This window comes from Streptomyces sp. NPDC046379 (genome assembly GCF_055587785.1).
In genome coordinates, this window is the sequence record NZ_JBVJFP010000003.1 from 69,567 (window position 1) to 85,930 (window position 16,364).

The 16,364-nt window shown below is 69.0% G+C and carries 17 protein-coding genes; 15 read left to right on the top strand and 2 right to left on the bottom strand.

Translation table 11 applies throughout. From position 1 onward, the window contains the following. Positions 1–36: 36 nt before the first annotated feature. Together ACZ6KF_RS07220 and ACZ6KF_RS07225 are read right to left on the bottom strand one after the other, a co-directional pair. Positions 37–1,431: a carbohydrate-binding protein gene (locus tag ACZ6KF_RS07220; RefSeq protein ID WP_469237646.1), complete on the bottom strand. Its 1,395-nt coding sequence runs from the start codon at positions 1,429–1,431 to the stop codon at positions 37–39. Between the two features lie 94 nt (positions 1,432–1,525). Next, a complete protein-coding gene (locus ACZ6KF_RS07225) occupies positions 1,526–2,473 on the bottom strand; it encodes a LysR family transcriptional regulator (protein WP_356627502.1) in 948 nt (315 codons plus the stop codon). 212 nt (positions 2,474–2,685) lie between these two features. Here ACZ6KF_RS07225 and ACZ6KF_RS07230 point away from each other — a divergent pair, with 212 nt between their 5' ends. The 15 genes from ACZ6KF_RS07230 to rpsQ all read left to right on the top strand — a co-directional run bounded on the left by ACZ6KF_RS07230 (position 2,686) and on the right by rpsQ (position 16,321). Next, entirely contained in the window at positions 2,686–3,333 is a 648-nt protein-coding gene (locus tag ACZ6KF_RS07230; protein ID WP_356627501.1) for a hypothetical protein, read from the top strand. Positions 3,334–3,352: 19 nt separating this feature from the next. After that, complete coding sequence (locus ACZ6KF_RS07235) at positions 3,353–3,814, top strand: hypothetical protein (protein ID WP_469176242.1); 462 nt, start codon at positions 3,353–3,355, stop codon at positions 3,812–3,814. Positions 3,815–4,839: 1,025 nt separating this feature from the next. After that, positions 4,840–9,384, top strand: a complete 4,545-nt coding sequence (locus tag ACZ6KF_RS07240; RefSeq protein ID WP_469237874.1) for a DUF6531 domain-containing protein — start codon at positions 4,840–4,842, stop codon at positions 9,382–9,384. Beyond that, positions 9,381–10,358, top strand: coding sequence for an SUKH-3 domain-containing protein (locus ACZ6KF_RS07245; RefSeq protein WP_469237649.1), 978 nt, complete (start codon positions 9,381–9,383; stop codon positions 10,356–10,358). The genes ACZ6KF_RS07240 and ACZ6KF_RS07245 overlap by 4 nt, the downstream gene beginning before the upstream one ends. A gap of 589 nt (positions 10,359–10,947) precedes the next feature. Continuing rightward, a complete protein-coding gene (rpsJ, locus tag ACZ6KF_RS07250) occupies positions 10,948–11,256 on the top strand; it encodes a 30S ribosomal protein S10 (RefSeq protein ID WP_003948644.1) in 309 nt (102 codons plus the stop codon). A gap of 17 nt (positions 11,257–11,273) precedes the next feature. Then, positions 11,274–11,918, top strand: coding sequence for a 50S ribosomal protein L3 (gene rplC / locus ACZ6KF_RS07255; protein WP_356627496.1), 645 nt, complete (start codon positions 11,274–11,276; stop codon positions 11,916–11,918). Positions 11,919–11,926: 8 nt separating this feature from the next. Then, positions 11,927–12,583, top strand: coding sequence for a 50S ribosomal protein L4 (gene rplD, locus ACZ6KF_RS07260; RefSeq protein ID WP_356627495.1), 657 nt, complete (start codon positions 11,927–11,929; stop codon positions 12,581–12,583). Next, entirely contained in the window at positions 12,583–13,002 is a 420-nt protein-coding gene (gene rplW, locus ACZ6KF_RS07265; protein ID WP_356627494.1) for a 50S ribosomal protein L23, read from the top strand. Before rplD ends, rplW begins: the two co-directional genes overlap by 1 nt. A 40-nt stretch (positions 13,003–13,042) precedes the next feature. After that, positions 13,043–13,879, top strand: coding sequence for a 50S ribosomal protein L2 (gene rplB / locus ACZ6KF_RS07270; protein ID WP_030811669.1), 837 nt, complete (start codon positions 13,043–13,045; stop codon positions 13,877–13,879). Positions 13,880–13,891: 12 nt separating this feature from the next. Continuing rightward, a complete protein-coding gene (gene rpsS, locus ACZ6KF_RS07275; protein WP_039656232.1) occupies positions 13,892–14,173 on the top strand; it encodes a 30S ribosomal protein S19 in 282 nt (93 codons plus the stop codon). 43 nt (positions 14,174–14,216) lie between these two features. Continuing rightward, a complete protein-coding gene (gene rplV / locus ACZ6KF_RS07280) occupies positions 14,217–14,564 on the top strand; it encodes a 50S ribosomal protein L22 (protein ID WP_006130776.1) in 348 nt (115 codons plus the stop codon). Continuing rightward, the gene (rpsC, locus tag ACZ6KF_RS07285; RefSeq protein WP_356627493.1) at positions 14,564–15,391 is read left to right on the top strand and encodes a 30S ribosomal protein S3; all 828 of its coding nucleotides are present in this window, start codon (positions 14,564–14,566) and stop codon (positions 15,389–15,391) included. Before rplV ends, rpsC begins: the two co-directional genes overlap by 1 nt. A gap of 5 nt (positions 15,392–15,396) precedes the next feature. Further along, entirely contained in the window at positions 15,397–15,816 is a 420-nt protein-coding gene (rplP, locus tag ACZ6KF_RS07290) for a 50S ribosomal protein L16 (RefSeq protein ID WP_190037507.1), read from the top strand. Next, positions 15,816–16,040 (top strand): 50S ribosomal protein L29, encoded by a 225-nt coding sequence (gene rpmC / locus ACZ6KF_RS07295; RefSeq protein ID WP_007494763.1) that lies wholly within the window; start codon positions 15,816–15,818, stop codon positions 16,038–16,040. Before rplP ends, rpmC begins: the two co-directional genes overlap by 1 nt. Next, a complete protein-coding gene (gene rpsQ / locus ACZ6KF_RS07300) occupies positions 16,037–16,321 on the top strand; it encodes a 30S ribosomal protein S17 (protein ID WP_014674375.1) in 285 nt (94 codons plus the stop codon). Before rpmC ends, rpsQ begins: the two co-directional genes overlap by 4 nt. Positions 16,322–16,364 lie beyond the last annotated feature (43 nt).

Consider the following 16,364-nt stretch of genomic DNA (forward strand, 5'->3'; position numbering starts at 1 on the left):
TCAGGCGCCCGGGCCGGTCGGTCGGCGGTGGTTCGGTCAGACGCGCTGCCAGAGCGCCGGTACGTTCGGCGGCTCCCAGCCCGGCTGGGCCTGGTGGGCCTGGAGGCAGCGGTAGGTGGCGCCGCCGTACGTGACCGTGGCGCCCGCCTGGTAGACGGTGCCGACGGCCCAGGTGCCGCCGGGTTCGCCCGGCTCACCGGGCTCACCGGGCTCGCCGGGGCCGCTGCCGGTGGTCTTCAGGGTGAGCCCGTACGACTGGAGGAGCGGGTTGAGCGGCTGGAAGTACGTCGTCCCGCCGCTGCTGCAGTTGCCCGAGCCGCCCGAGGTGACGCCCTGCGCCTGGCTGCCGGAGATGTACGCGCCCCCCGAGTCGCCGGGCTCGGCGCAGACGCTCGTGCGGGTGACGCCGGAGATGGTGCCCTCGGGGTAGGTGACGCTGGTGCCCAGCTGCTGGACGGTGCCGCAGTGCCAGCCGGTGGTGGAGCCCGAACGGCAGACGGACGCGCCGACGGCCGCCTGGGCCGAGCCGGTGACCTGCACGTTCTGGCCGCCCGCGCCCTTGACGTACGGCGTCGCGGTCCAGTTGGAGTTGGTGGCGACCCAGGCCATGTCGCGGCCGGGGAAGGTCGAGGCCTGGAAGCTGCCCTGGGCGACCTGGTTGTAGCCGCTGGTGCTGGTGCCGGCGCGACCGCAGTGGCCGGCGGTGGCGAACCCCTGCTGGGCGCCGCGGGTGACCGGGAAGCCGACGGAACAGCGGCCGCCGGAGCCCATGTAGTAGGCGTCGCCGCCGCGCAGGTCGTAGAACGGCCGGGGCCGCTCGGCGATCTTGCGGACCTGGACGCCCTCGACGCCGGCGGCCTTGATGAGGGCGCGGGCGGCGGCGGGCCGTACGGCCTCGACGACGACGGTGTTCGTCCGGACGTCGACGTACCGGACCGGCGCGTCCGCGGCGCCCACCCGTTCGGCCGCGCTGTCCAGGCGGGCCCGGTCCGCGTCGAGAGCGGCGAGGGAGCGGGCGACGACGGCGGCCTCGGCGCCGCTCGCCTCGATCGCGCGGACGTCGGCGGCGTCGGTCGTCGCCACGGTCAGCCTGCCGGACTCGGCGCCGCTCACCCAGGCGCCCGCGAAGTCCCCGCCGAGCGCGGCCCGCAGCCGTCCCGCGGTGGCGCCGGCCTCCGCCTCGTTGACGAGGCGGCGCTCCGCCTGCCGCCGGTCCAGGCCCAGGTCGCGTTGCATGGCCCGGAGCAGGGCGGGCGGGGCGGCGTCGGCGCGCAGGGTCTCGGCGGCGGACTGCGGGGCGGGTGCGGGCGCCGCCCCGACGACGGCCGGCCCGGCGCTCGCGGAGCCGCTGAGCCCGGCCACGAGCAGGGCGGCCGTCGTCACCGCGGCGGCGCCCGCGGCTCTGGCGGCTCGGACGTGTCGCTGGAGCATGGGGGATCTCCTCGGTCTCGGGTGGGGAGGTGCCGAAACCGTAGGAGGCGTCGCGCGACGCCCGTAAGACGTCGGCCGACCCCCCTCCCCGGTGTTATGGAACCCGGTGGGCGGCCAGCCAGGCGGTGTACGTGTCGCTGCGGGCGGCGACGCTCGCGTGGGCCAGCCGGGCCTGGGCGAGGACGCCGCCCGCGGCGCCGGGCTGCTGCGTGGCCGCGTGCCACCCCAGCAGATGCCGCCACGCCAGGGGCGTTCCGGTGAGCGGGCGGGTGACGATGCCGGGCGTGTCCGGGAACGTCGCCCGGCACAGCCCGACGGCACGGCCCACCTGCACCAGGTGCACGAGCGACGAGGTGTCGGTCTCGTACATCCGCCGCGGCGTGAACCCGGCGCGGGCGCAGGCGGCGGCGAAGCAGTCCCCGAAACAGCCGTCGCCGGGGACGCAGGCCCACTCCTCGTGCGCGAGGTCGGTGAGGTCCAGCTCGCGGTGGCCGGACAGGCGGTGTCCGTCGGGCAGCATGACGAACACCGGATCGACGGCGACCTCCCGCCAGACCAGGTGCTCCCCGCCGGGCGGCGCCGCGGACCCGCACGTCCCGGCGAGGGCGTAGTCGAGCCGCCCCTCGGTGAGCAAGTCGGCCAGCTCGCGCTCCGACCAGGAGGCGCAGGTCGTGACCTGGGCGTCGGGCGCGGTGTCCGCGAGCCGGTCCACCAGCGCCCCGAGCAGCGGACCGTGCGTGCCGCCGAGCCGGAACCGCCCGCTGGTGCGGGGCGTGCGCGCGAACCGGGCCGCCTCCTGCTGGAGTTCGGTGACCGCGGGCAGCACGATGCGGGTGCGTTCGAGCACGAGCTCGCCGAGAGCGGTGGCCCGCACACCGTGCCGACCACGCTCGAACAGGGCGCCGCCGAGGGCGCGTTCGATCCGCTTGAGCTGTGCGCTCAACGCGGGCTGCGCGAGCCCGAGGACCGTCGCCGCCCTGGTCAGACTGCCGGCGTCGGCAATCGCCCGGACCGTTTTGAGATGCCGCAACTCCAGCTCCATGTCAGGAGCTTGCGGCGGGGGAGGGGTGGGGGCAAGGGGTTGGTTCAGACCAGTGCGTTTCCGGGTGTGCGCAAGGCCGTGTCCGGCGGCGGTGGCACGATGACCCCGGCGCGCGATGACGTGCTGACGTGTACGCGTGTGCACGCACTGAGTGCTGGACGCGCCCGCGTGAACGAATGCACCGTCCGACGGATGAACGGGGAAGCGACATCATGGCCCGCTACATGGAGGCGCTCACGATCGAGCGCGGCGGATTCCGGATCAAGGTGCCGGAATCGTGGTGGGAGTTCGACGTGCGCCCGGAGTCGCGGGACGACTCCATCCGGCGCATGGTGAACGAACGCGTCGAACAGCACCCGGAGCTGGCCCCGCACCGGGACACGTACCTCACCTTCCTGCGCAAGGCGGCGGCGGACGCCTGGAAGTCGGGGGCGCTGTACTGCGGTTGCATGGCGGAGACCTTCGGCGGCGGGACGCCGATCACCGGATCGGTGACGGTGTCGCTGGTCGGCGGCCGCACCCGGGACGGCGAGCCGCTGTCGACGGACCCGGCCGCCATCGCCGCCGGCCTCTCGGCCAAGGAGGCGAAGAAGGAGGGCGACTCCTGGCGCAAGGTGACGACCGTCGACATCCCCGGGGTGGGCCCGGCGGCCCGGACGTACGGCATCGAGGACATCCCCGTCCCGGACGACGCCCTCAACCGCACCGTCCGCGCGGTGCTGATGCAGACGTTCATCCCGGTGCCGGGCCAGGACGGCAAGGTCGCGCTGGTGGCGGGGAGCAGCCAGGTGCTGGACCTCGCGGAGTCCTTCTTCGACATCTTCGACGCGGTGACGTCGACGTTTCGGTTCACGGGGTGAGGGGAGGGGGAGGCTCTCGGTGAACTGGGAGAGCGGCGAGGGACTGCTGGGCATCGACGACCCGGCCGAGTGGGACGCGGCGTACGAGCGGGGCGAGCGGCGTCTGGGAACGGCGGTGATCGGACTGGCGTTCAACTGCTCCCTGGAGGAGGCGTCGCCACGGATCGTCCGGGCCATGAAGTTGCCGGACGCGGCCGAACGCGGGTTCGCCTACACCGCCGCGGGTGTCGCGGCCCGGCGCCATGGCGAGTTGACGCCAGAGCTGTACGCCTCGCTGCGGGCGGCAGGTCCGGGCCGTAGGAGCATCGCCGTGAACGCCGTCAACGATGTCCTCGACCATGTGCCTTTCAAGCGGCTGCCGCTGTGGCTCAAGGGGTGGATGGTCGTCTCGACGGTGCGCAACAGGCTGGAGGTCTGGCGCATGAACGCCGGGGAGACGGTCGGGTGGGTCCGGCGGTCGTTGCGGCGCAGGCGTTCATGACTCGGTCGACGGGCGAACGGACTCGTAGCCGGCGAGCGGCCGATCGCACCCCGTGCCCGATGGGGGCAGACGCGCCGACAGGTGCAGCGCACCCATCGCGACAGAACCCGACCCGCTGATCGGTTCGGCATTGCGAGAGGTTCGCCCCGGGGTCCGTTGCCTGGTGTTTCGCCCCGAACCATGAGCACGTTCGGCCGCACTCTGGCGATGGCCGCGACGTCGTCATCGACGTGGAGGACGGTCAGGCGATGGTGCTCGGCGGTCAGGGCGATCAGGATGTCGATGAGGGAGGGGCCGCGATGATGGCCGATCTTCGCCAAGTCCCGCTGCACCTCGACGACCTTTGCCCAAGGGTCGTCCAGCGCGGGAACCCAGCCGAAGGTCTGGCCCAGCATGGTGAAGAAGGGCTCGTAGTCCCGGTCGGAGCGGAGGCCGGGCATCAGCTCCGTTTCGACGGGCGGGCAGATGGCGACCAGCCCTCGTGCCACGCGGTCGGGCCAGGGAGAGCCGAGCTGCCCGCGCAGCAGCCGCCATACGGCGGAGGCGTCCGCCAGACACGTCACGGGCCCGCCTGTTCTCGATCCGCGAGGACATCGAAGTCCACGAACGCGTCGGCGTTCTCCCGGAGCCAGCGCAGGGCACGCGCGTGGTCGTCGGCGCTGATTGCGGACGCTATGGTCAGCGCGCGGTCGATGGTCTCCCGTTTGGTCCTGGTGCCGAGTGCCGCTGGGCGAAGGTTGGCTTGTCGTCGTCGATGCCGACCAGGGACTTGGACGTGAAGGCCTCGCGTGACCATCTTCATATACCGCTGGGGACCGTATATGGAGCGCGGCCGTGAGGCGCTACGAGCCGCTCCCCGCAGCCGGCCCGCCTTCAGTCTGCCGCGCCTTGTAGGTTTCCGGGTGCACACGGCTGTTGGTGGGCGCTGAGCAGGTGACGGGGGTTGTTGCATGGCGGGTTATCGGCCGCGGGACTGGGAGCCGCTGGATCTGGATGGGGATCCGACGCCGGGGGATCCGGTCCGTGTGCGGTCGTTGGCCAAGCAGCTGCACGATTTCGCCGACGACGTGTCCGAGGCGTTGCGCCTGGTCAAGGGGATGGCGGACGACGACACGGTGCTGGAGTGGGCGGGGAAGTCCGCGGCCGTGTTCAGGGAACAGTTCTCGGGTGTTCCGAAGAACCTGAAGAAGCTGAGGAAGTCGTACGAGCTGTGCGGGGACGCGCTGGCGGCGTTCTGGCCGGAGCTGGAGCGGGCGCAGGCGCTGGCGGACCGGGCGCTGGTCAAGGCGCGGGAGGCGCAGCAGGATCTGTCCGCGGCGAAGTCGAGGCTGGCGTCCGCCGAGTCGTGGGTGACCCGGGCCGGCAGGGAAGCCGACAAGTACAAGGACGACCCGTCCGGGCGTAAGACCGACGGTGACAAGCCCGATGAGGCGAAGGTCCGGGCCGCGACCCGTGACGTGCAGAACGCCAAGTCGGCGCAGACGGCGGCTCAGTCGGACGTCTCGGCCGCGCAGGACGCGCTGGCCGCGGCGAAGAAGATGGCCGAGGACGCGCGCAGGATGCGTGACGAGGCGGCCCGTGAGGCGAAGCGGAAGATCGACGAGGCGTCGGACGCGGGGATTCAGAACCGGTCGTGGTGGGAGGAGGTCGGCGACTGGTTCGTCGACAACTGGGACACGATCGTCGCGGTCTGCAAGGTCGTCGTCGCGGTTCTGGGCATCGTCGTGATGATCGTCGGCGGCCCGATCCTCGGTGCGATCGTGCTGGTCGCGGCGCTCGTCCTGCTCGCCGACACGCTTCATAAATACGCCAAGGGCGAGGCTTCCCTATGGGACGTCGCCTTCGCTGCGCTGGAATGCATACCCGGTTTCAAAGGGATCACCACCCTCGGCCGCCTGGCCAAGGGCGTCAAAAGCCTGGGCGCGGGCGGGCTCAAGGCCATGGCCAAGGGCTTGGGCAAGGGGGGCCTCAGGAACGGGGCGGACGACGCAGCGGCAAGGAGCAAGCCCGCTGCGGGGCGATGCAAGAACGGCGACCCCATCGACATGGTCTCCGGCGAGATGCTCATGGAGGAGACCGACGTCGAGCTGCCGGGACTCCTCCCCGTGGTTCTGCGCCGTACGCATCTGTCGACGTATCGATGGGGTCGTTCCTTCGGCCCGTCGTGGGCCTCCACGCTCGACGAGCGCCTGGAACTCGATGCGGAGGGTGCCGTTCTCGCCACCGAGGACGGCATGATCCTTCTTTATCCGGTGCCCGTTCGGGGCTCGTCGGCCATGCCACTCGAGGGTCCGCGTTGGCCACTGGACTGGGACGGCGTGCCAGGCGCCACGATCCGCATCACTGATCCGGCGACCGGGCTCACCCGTCATTTCGCCCCCCGTCAGGCTCCGGCAGCCGAGGACGAGCAATTCACACTTCCTCTTGCCGCCGTCACCGACCGCAACGGCCTACGCATCGACTTCGAGCGGGACCCCGAGGGCGTTCCCATCGCCGTACGTGACTCCGCCGGTCGGCGGATCGACGTCGATACCGATGGCGGTCGCGTCGTCCGCCTGAGGCTGCGCAACCCGCAGGACGGACCGGAGGGCACGCTTCTCAGAAGCTTCGACTACAGCCCCGAGGGCCACCTCACGGAGATCCGCAACTCCAGCGGTCTTCCCCTCAAGCTGACGTATGACGACAGGGCTCGCATTACGTCCTGGACCGACCGCAACGGCTGCTGGTACCGATTCACCTACGACGATCAGGACCGGTGCGTCCGTGGTGAAGGCGCACAGGGCCGACTCTCCTGCACGATCGGCTACGACACCGAGAACCGTGAGACGCGTTACACGGACGCCCTCGGCCACACCACGACCTACCGGTACAACGAGCTGTACCAACTCGTCGCACAGACCGATCCTCTCGGACACAGCACGTACTCGGAGTGGGACCGCTACAACCGGTTGCTGTCCCGCACCGACCCGCTCGGCCGGACGACCCGCTATGAGTACGACGAGCAGGGAGCTCCCACCGCGATCGTCCGGCCCGACGGAAGCCGCGAACTCGCGGAAAACAACGAGTACGGCGATCCCGTCGCCGTCACTCAGGCCGACGGGCACGTCTGGCGCATGGAGTACGACGCGCACGGCAATCTGATCTCCGAGACGGACCCCGTCGGCGCTCGTGTCTCCTACCGGTACGACCGCACGGGCGCCGTCGTCGCGATCACCGACGCCGCCGGCCGCACCGCTGTGCTGGAGCCGGACGCGGCAGGCCAGCCCGTCGCGGTCACCGACGCGGAGGGCTCGACGACACGGTACGAGCGGGACGCTTTCGGCAGGATCATCGCCCAGACGGGCCCGGACGGATCGGTCACGCGCTTCGAGTGGACGCCGGAAGGCAGGTTGAGCCGCCGCGTACTGCCGGACGGCAGCACGGAGCGGCGCCTCTACGACGGCGAGGGCAACCTGGTCGAGCACACGGACGTCCTCGGGCAGATCACGCGCTTCGAGTACGGCGAGTTCGACCTCCCCACGGTTCGCGTCGACCCAGACGGTTCTCGCCTCGCGTTCGCCTACGACGGCCAGTTGCGCGTCACCTCGATCACCAACCAGACCGGTGCCGTCTGGCGGTACTTCTACGACGAGGCCGGCCGGCTGGTTCGCGAGCAGGACTTCGACGGACGCGTTCAGAGCTACCGGTTCGACGCGGCCGGCCGCCTCGTCGCGCAGACGAATGGCGCGGGCGAGACGATCGACTACGTCCGCGACGAGTTCGGCAAGGTGGTGCAGCAGCGTACGCCGGAAGGCATCACCACCTACACCTATGACCGGGTCGGCAATCTGCGCCATGTGATCGGACCCGGCGCGGAGCTGACCTACGAGCGCGACGCACGCGGGCGCATCCTCGCGGAGACCTGCAACGGCGCAACCGTGACTTCGGCCTACGACGTGCTGGGCAGGCGCACCCGCCGCGTAACCCCGTCGAACGCCGAAAGCGTCTGGGAGTACGACGGGCGTGACCGGCCGACGTTGCTGAGGACGGCGGGTCGAACCGTCACGTTCGCGTATGACGAGGCAGGACGCGAGACCGAGCGGCGCACGGACACGGCCGTTCTGACCCAGACCTGGGGCACGGACGGCAGACTGGCCGCACAGACCCTGACCACCGGCGCCGCCGCATCTCCCGACGCGCCTGCACCCCGGCCCCTCCAGCACCGCACCTACCGCTACCGCCCCGACGGAACCGTCAGCGCGATCACCGACCTGCTGAACGGCGACCGGCTCGTCGATGTCGACGGCTCGGGGCGCGTCACCGGGGTGCGTGCGGCGACCTGGACGGAACGCTACGCCTACGACGCGGCGGGCAATCTCACCAACGGTGAGTGGCAGGAGAACGAGAGGCCGGAGCAGGGGCTCCTGCGCTCCGCGCCTGTCGAGCGCCGAGCCGGAGACATCCGCTACGAGTACGACACCCAGGGCCGGGTGGTGGTCAGGCGTAAGAAGCGACTCTCACGCAAACCCGACGTGTGGCGCTACACCTGGGACAGCCAGGACCGCCTCGTCGGCGTGACCACGCCCGACGGCAGCCGGTGGATCTACCACTACGACCCCTTCGGCCGCCGTACCGCGAAACAGCGACTGGCGCCGGACGGGCAGACCGTCCTGGAGGAGGTGACCTTCGCCTGGGACGGATTCGTCCTGGCGGAACAGGTCACGCGCTCGGGCGATCAAGCACCGAGTTGCACGGTCTGGGACTGGGAGCGGGACCGGTTCAGCCCGGTCACGCAGGTACAGAGGGTCCTGGCGCCGGATTCGCCTCAGCAGTGGGTGGACGACCAGTTCTTTTCGATCATCGCGGATGTCGTCGGCACCCCCACCGAGCTCATCGACGAGCACGGGGAGCCGGCATGGCGAGCTCGTTCGACCGTGTGGGGCGCACCTCTCGATGACCGTGACGCCGATGGCGCGTACTGCCCCCTTCGCTTTCCGGGTCAATACCACGATCTCGAATCGGGACTCAACTACAACTATCAACGCCACTACGACCCCGAGACCGCCCAGTACGTCTCCGTGGACCCCCTGGGCCTGGCTCCCGGGCCCAATCCTCGCGCATACGTACCCAACCCGTTCACCGCGGTCGATCCGTTCGGATTGTCCCCGGCCTGCCCTACCGCTGCGAGGGACGCTGCGGAGAGGCGGGCTGACCTGGAACAAGCACGCCCAGGCGCGAACAAGAACACGCGTCCGACCAGTGCGGCGGGTCTGTCGGTCCCCGGCCACAAGCAGCCGTTCGACGGCGCAAGCATCAAAGGCGGCGGTGAACATGACCTGCACCCGGATGTGCGAGCCGCCTATGACAGAGTGCCGGATGATGTACGGGTAGGCGGGCAGCACGGGAAGTGTGGTGAGGCCGAAGCGCTCTCGAATGCCATGAAGGCGGGAGTCGACCCGCGGGGCGGCGTAATGGCTGCCGTCAACGTGCGGGCACCGGGTAATCCCGCTCACCAGAGACCGAAGGAACCATGTTCCTCATGCAAGAACGTGCTTGATCAGTTCGGAATTACGGCGGTGATGTGGGAATGAGTGGCCAGTTGTTTCCCGGATGGTCCCCCTTGACCTATCGGGTACTCCGGTCAGCGGGGTGGTATCCCGGTCGGCGCGTCCCTGTCGAGAGGTGGGAGGAGCCGCTTCGCCTGAACGGCGGTTTCGGTATGCATGACGCGGCGCGGGGGTTTCTCGGTGAGTTCGGCGGCTTGGCGACGGACGATTGGACACCCGGGCCCGTGATGCCGCAGTCTCCCTTCAGGCTCGCGCCTTGCGGCCTTGACCCGGTCGTTCAGGAACTTGCTGAACTGGGGAATACATTCAGGGAGATGAGTGCCGAAGTCGGCGCACACCTGTATCCCATCGGCCGGGTCGACCGCGGGGAGAGTCATCTCGCGATGGATCCGGGCGGCTGCGTGTACGTAGGGCGGCGAAGTGTTCAACTACTCGCCGATACGGCGAGTGGTGCGCTCGAGAAGCTTGTCATGGAGCGGCGAACTGATGCTCCACTGCCCTTTGTGCCGGCGGGCGATCATCTTGAGCTGCCCGATGATTTTGGTGCCGCACTTGGAGCGGACGGAGCGCCCAGGTGGTCCGCCGAGACGGACTGGGCGCTGCGGGTGTCCGGGTGGTATCCGGGACGTGCAGTCTCCACAGCACAATGGGAGCAGGATCTCCAGGAAGCGGACGAGGGATACGTGGCCCACGCGGCGGCCCGACGATTCCTCAGCGAGTTCGGTGGTCTGGAGATCGATCAGAAAGGACCTGGCAGAACGGTGGCTCGACTGCCGTTCCGGCTCGATCCCACGCTGGCCAAATGGGACTACGAAATCTTCGAGTATCTCAGCGAGGAGGTCGGAACTTTTCTTTACCCCGTAGGTGACGTCTCCCGGGGAAACTTTTATCTGGGGATTTCCGAGGCCGGGGCCGTTTACATGGGGATGGACAGTGCAGAACTGCTGGGCGATACCGCAGACGCGGCGTTGGATCACCTCATCCAGGGGATCCGTTGAAGGCGCGATGTATGGGCGATGCCCCCGCGGTCAGGACCCCCTCGGTGGCGCGTGAGGGCCGGGCGCGTACGCCGGCACGCAGGGCGGCGGACACCATCGTGGACGCCGGGCATGCCGTCCATCGCCTTGACAGCGGGGCGCGGCAGGGGGGGTGGCCGGTCCATGGCGTTCGGCTCGAACGCCTCCCGCGTTTGACCTGCGTCACTCCCGGGGTATTCTCCTCGGCCCGATTGGCCAGCGCCCCATCGCCTATGGCAGACTAGCCGAGTTGCTCGGTCGAGTGTTGATGCTGCGCGCCTCCCGCCGGGAGGACCGGAAGCGAGTCCCACAGTACTCGTCGTCCCTGATCAGGGGCGGACGTACGGGAATCTTCCGGGAAGCGTGAGCGCGGCGCCGGCCAGGCGCCCGGTGGGCTTTTCGTCCCCGGTTCGCGGTTCCGGTAGGGCCGTGTGCAATCCCCCCGCAGGGATGTTCGAACAAGGGGCATCTGTGTCAGTGGGAGCGCGACACGCCCGACCGCGTGGGTCGGAGAAGAGAGACAGGAACACCGGGTTCCAGAGCTGTAGAGAGACAGGACTACTGAGTAGCCATGGCGGGACAGAAGATCCGCATCCGGCTCAAGGCCTACGACCACGAGGTCATCGACAGCTCGGCGAAGAAGATCGTCGAGACGGTGACCCGCACTGGTGCGTCGGTCGCGGGCCCGGTGCCGCTGCCCACTGAGAAGAACGTGTACTGCGTCATCAAGTCGCCGCACAAGTACAAGGACTCGCGCGAGCACTTCGAGATGCGCACGCACAAGCGCCTGATCGACATCCTCGACCCGACCCCCAAGACCGTTGACTCTCTGATGCGACTCGACCTCCCGGCCGGCGTCGACATCGAGATCAAGCTCTGAGGCCGGTGATCTGAACGATGGCTAAGCAGATCAAGGGCATCCTGGGCGAAAAGCTCGGCATGACGCAGGTGTGGGACGAGAACAACCGTGTTGTTCCGGTCACCGTCGTCAAGGCCGGCCCCAACGTCGTGACCCAGGTCCGTACGAACGACACCGACGGCTACGAGTCGGTCCAGATCGCCTTCGGCGAGATCGACCCGCGCAAGGTGAACAAGCCCCTCAAGGGCCACTTCGCCAAGGCCGACGTCACTCCCCGTCGCCACCTCGTCGAGATCCGCACCGCGGACGCCTCCGAGTACACGCTCGGCCAGGAGATCACCGCTGAGGTGTTCGAGGCCGGCGTGAAGGTCGACGTGACCGGCAAGAGCAAGGGCAAGGGCTTCGCCGGTGTCATGAAGCGTCACAACTTCAAGGGCCTCGGCGCCGGACACGGCACCCAGCGTAAGCACCGCTCCCCCGGTTCCATCGGTGGCTGCGCCACCCCGGGCCGTGTGTTCAAGGGCCTCCGCATGGCGGGTCGCATGGGCAACGAGCGGGTCACCACCCAGAACCTGACCGTCCACGCCGTTGACGCGGAGAAGGGTCTGCTGCTCATCAAGGGCGCGGTTCCCGGTCCGAACGGCGGCCTCGTCCTGGTCCGCACCGCGGCCAAGGGGGCCTGAGGTAACCGATGAGCACTGTTGACATCCTTTCGCCGGCGGGCGACAAGGCCGGTTCCGTCGAGCTCCCCGCGGAGATCTTCGGCGTTGAGAAGGTCAGCATCCCGCTGATCCACCAGGTCGTCGTCGCACAGCTGGCCGCTGCCCGTCAGGGCACGCACAAGACCAAGACCCGTGGCGAGGTCCGCGGCGGCGGCAAGAAGCCGTACCGCCAGAAGGGCACCGGCCGCGCCCGTCAGGGCTCGACCCGCGCCCCGCAGTTCGCCGGCGGTGGCGTCGTCCACGGCCCGCAGCCGCGCGACTACTCGCAGCGCACCCCGAAGAAGATGAAGGCCGCCGCCCTGCGGCACGCCCTCACCGACCGGGCGCGTCACAACCGCATCCACGTCGTCACCGGCGTGGTCGAGGGCGAGACCCCCTCCACGAAGGCCGCGAAGAGCCTGTTCGGCAAGATCAGCGAGCGCAAGAACCTGCTCCTGGTCGTCGACCGCGCCGACGAGGCCGCGTGGCTGTCCGCCCGCAACCTGCCCCAGGTCCACATCCTGGAGCCGGGCCAGCTGAACACGTACGACGTTCTCGTCTCCGACGACGTGGTCTTCACCAAGGCCGCTTTCGAGTCCTTCGTGTCCGGCCCGAAGGCCACCGACACCGAAGGGAGCGAGGCCTGATGGCTATCCGTCACCCCTCCATCGCCTCGAAGGCCGCCAAGGCCGCCAAGGCCGCGCGCGTCGCCAAGGCGCGTCGCCACGCCGCAGAGGGCAAGAACACCGTCGAGACGCCGCTGAGCAAGTCGTACACGGACCCCCGTGACGTGCTGCTCAAGCCGGTCGTCTCCGAGAAGAGCTACGCGCTCCTCGACGAGAACAAGTACACGTTCGTCGTCGACCCGCGTGCCAACAAGACCCAGATCAAGGAGGCCGTGCAGGCGGTCTTCTCGGTCAAGGTCACCGGGGTCAACACGATCAACCGCCAGGGCAAGCGCAAGCGGACCCGCACCGGTTTCGGCCAGCGTGCCGCGACCAAGCGCGCGATCGTGACCCTCGCCGAGGGCGACCGTATCGACATCTTCGGCGGTCCGACCTCCTGACGGAGGTCCGGATCGTCCGATATCGGACGAGGACTGAGAAATGGGTATCCGCAAGTACAAGCCGACGACTCCTGGCCGTCGTGGCGCCAGCGTCGCCGACTTCGTCGAGGTCACGCGGTCCACGCCGGAGAAGTCGCTGGTCCGCCCGCTGCACAGCAAGGGCGGCCGTAACAACGCCGGTCGTGTGACCGTTCGCCACCAGGGTGGCGGACACAAGCGCGCCTACCGCGTGATCGACTTCCGTCGTCACGACAAGGACGGCGTGCCGGCGAAGGTCGCGCACATCGAGTACGACCCCAACCGCACCGCGCGCATCGCGCTGCTGCACTACGCCGACGGCGAGAAGCGCTACATCCTCGCCCCGCGCAACCTGCAGCAGGGCGACCGCGTCGAGAACGGTCCCGGGGCCGACATCAAGCCGGGCAACAACCTGGCGCTCCGCAACATCCCGGTCGGTACCACGATCCACGCGATCGAGCTCCGCCCCGGTGGCGGCGCCAAGTTCGCCCGCTCCGCCGGCGCCTCCGTGCAGCTGCTCGCGAAGGAGGGCTCGATGGCCCACCTCCGCATGCCGTCCGGAGAGATCCGCCTGGTCGACGTGCGCTGCCGCGCCACCGTCGGCGAGGTCGGCAACGCCGAGCAGTCGAACATCAACTGGGGCAAGGCCGGCCGCAAGCGCTGGCTGGGCGTTCGCCCGACCGTGCGTGGTGTGGTCATGAACCCGGTGGACCACCCGCACGGTGGTGGTGAGGGCCGTACCTCCGGTGGCCGCCACCCGGTCTCCCCGTGGGGCAAGAAGGAAGGCCGTACTCGTTCGCCCAAGAAGGCGTCGAACAAGTACATCGTCCGCCGCCGCAAGACGAACAAGAAGCGCTAAGGACGGGTTGAGATGCCTCGTAGCTTGAAGAAGGGGCCCTTCGTCGACGACCACCTGATGAAGAAGGTGGACTCGCAGAACGAAGCCGGCACCAAGAACGTCATCAAGACCTGGTCCCGTCGCTCGATGATCGTCCCGGCGATGCTCGGCCACACGATCGCGGTGCACAACGGCAAGACCCACATCCCGGTGTTCGTCACCGAGTCGATGGTCGGCCACAAGCTCGGCGAGTTCTCGCCGACGCGCACCTTCCGGGGTCACGTCAAGGAAGACCGGAAGTCGAAGCGCCGCTAGCAGCGGATCGCATTCAGACACGTAAGTAACTGAAGGGACAACCATGGAAGCCAGGGCCCAGGCGCGGTACATCCGCGTCACGCCCATGAAGGCCCGCCGCGTGGTGGACCTCATCCGTGGCATGGACGCCACGGAGGCCCAGGCGGTCCTGCGATTCGCTCCGCAGGCCGCCTCCGTGCCGGTCGGCAAGGTGCTCGACAGCGCCATCGCCAACGCCGCGCACAACTACGACCACACCGACGTCGACAGCCTCTTCATTTCCGAGGCCTACGTCGACGAGGGCCCGACCCTCAAGCGGTTCCGGCCGCGCGCCCAGGGCCGTGCCTACCGGATCCGTAAGCGGACCAGCCACATCACGGTGGTCGTCAGCAGCAAGGAAGGAACCCGGTAATGGGCCAGAAGGTAAACCCGCACGGGTTCCGGCTCGGCATCACCACCGACTTCAAGTCGCGTTGGTACGCCGACAAGCTGTACAAGGACTACGTCAAGGAAGACGTCGCCATCCGTCGGATGATGACGTCCGGCATGGAGCGCGCCGGCATCTCCAAGGTGGAGATCGAGCGCACCCGTGACCGCGTCCGCGTCGACATCCACACCGCGCGTCCCGGCATCGTCATCGGCCGCCGCGGCGCCGAGGCCGACCGTATCCGCGGTGACCTGGAGAAGCTGACCGGCAAGCAGGTCCAGCTGAACATCCTCGAGGTCAAGAACCCGGAGACGGACGCTCAGCTGGTGGCCCAGGCCGTCGCCGAGCAGCTGTCCTCCCGCGTCTCCTTCCGCCGTGCCATGCGCAAGAGCATGCAGTCGGCGATGAAGGCGGGCGCCAAGGGCATCAAGATCCAGTGCGGTGGCCGTCTCGGCGGCGCCGAGATGTCCCGTTCGGAGTTCTACCGCGAGGGCCGTGTGCCCCTGCACACGCTCCGCGCGAACGTGGACTACGGCTTCTTCGAGGCCAAGACGACCTTCGGCCGCATCGGCGTGAAGGTCTGGATCTACAAGGGCGACGTGAAGAACATCGCCGAGGTCCGCGCCGAGAACGCCGCCGCCCGTGCGGGCAACCGCCCGGCCCGCGGTGGCGGCTCCGACCGCCCGGCCCGTGGTGGCCGCGGTGGCGAGCGGCGCGGTCGCAAGCCGCAGCAGGCTGCCGGCGCCGAGGCCCCCAAGGCCGAGGCCCCCGCGGCTGCCGCTCCGGCTGAGAGCACCGGAACGGAGGCCTGACCGACATGCTGATCCCCCGTAGGGTCAAGCACCGCAAGCAGCACCACCCGAAGCGCCGTGGTCAGGCCAAGGGCGGTACCACGGTCGCGTTCGGCGAGTACGGCATCCAGGCCCTCACGCCGGCGTACGTGACCAACCGCCAGATCGAGGCGGCCCGTATCGCCATGACCCGCCACATCAAGCGTGGTGGCAAGGTCTGGATCAACATCTACCCGGACCGTCCGCTCACGAAGAAGCCGGCCGAGACCCGCATGGGTTCCGGTAAGGGTTCTCCGGAGTGGTGGGTCGCGAACGTGCACCCGGGCCGGGTCATGTTCGAGCTGTCGTACCCCAACGAGAAGATCGCCCGTGAGGCGCTGACCCGTGCGGCCCACAAGCTGCCGATGAAGTGCCGGATCGTCAAGCGCGAGGCAGGTGAAGCGTGATGTCGGCCGGTACCAAGGCGTCCGAGCTGCGCGAGCTGGGCAACGAGGAGCTTCTGGCGAAGCTCCGCGAGGCCAAGGAAGAGCTGTTCAACCTCCGCTTCCAGGCGGCGACCGGTCAGCTCGAGAACCACGGCCGGCTCAAGGCCGTCCGTAAGGACATCGCGCGGATCTACACCCTGATGCGCGAGCGCGAGCTGGGCATCGAAACGGTGGAGAACGCATGAGCGAGAGCAACGTGACCGAGAACACTGAGGCACGCGGATTCCGCAAGACCCGCGAGGGTCTGGTCGTCAGCGACAAGATGGACAAGACCGTCGTCGTCGCCGTCGAGGACCGCGTCAAGCACGCGCTGTACGGCAAGGTCATCCGCCGTACGAACAAGCTCAAGGCGCACGACGAGCAGAACGCCGCGGGTGTCGGCGACCGCGTCCTCCTGATGGAGACCCGGCCGCTGTCCGCGACGAAGCGCTGGCGCGTCGTCGAGATCCTCGAGAAGGCCAAGTAATCCCTGCGGGGGAAAACCCGCAGGACAGTTCCGCCAGGCTCCG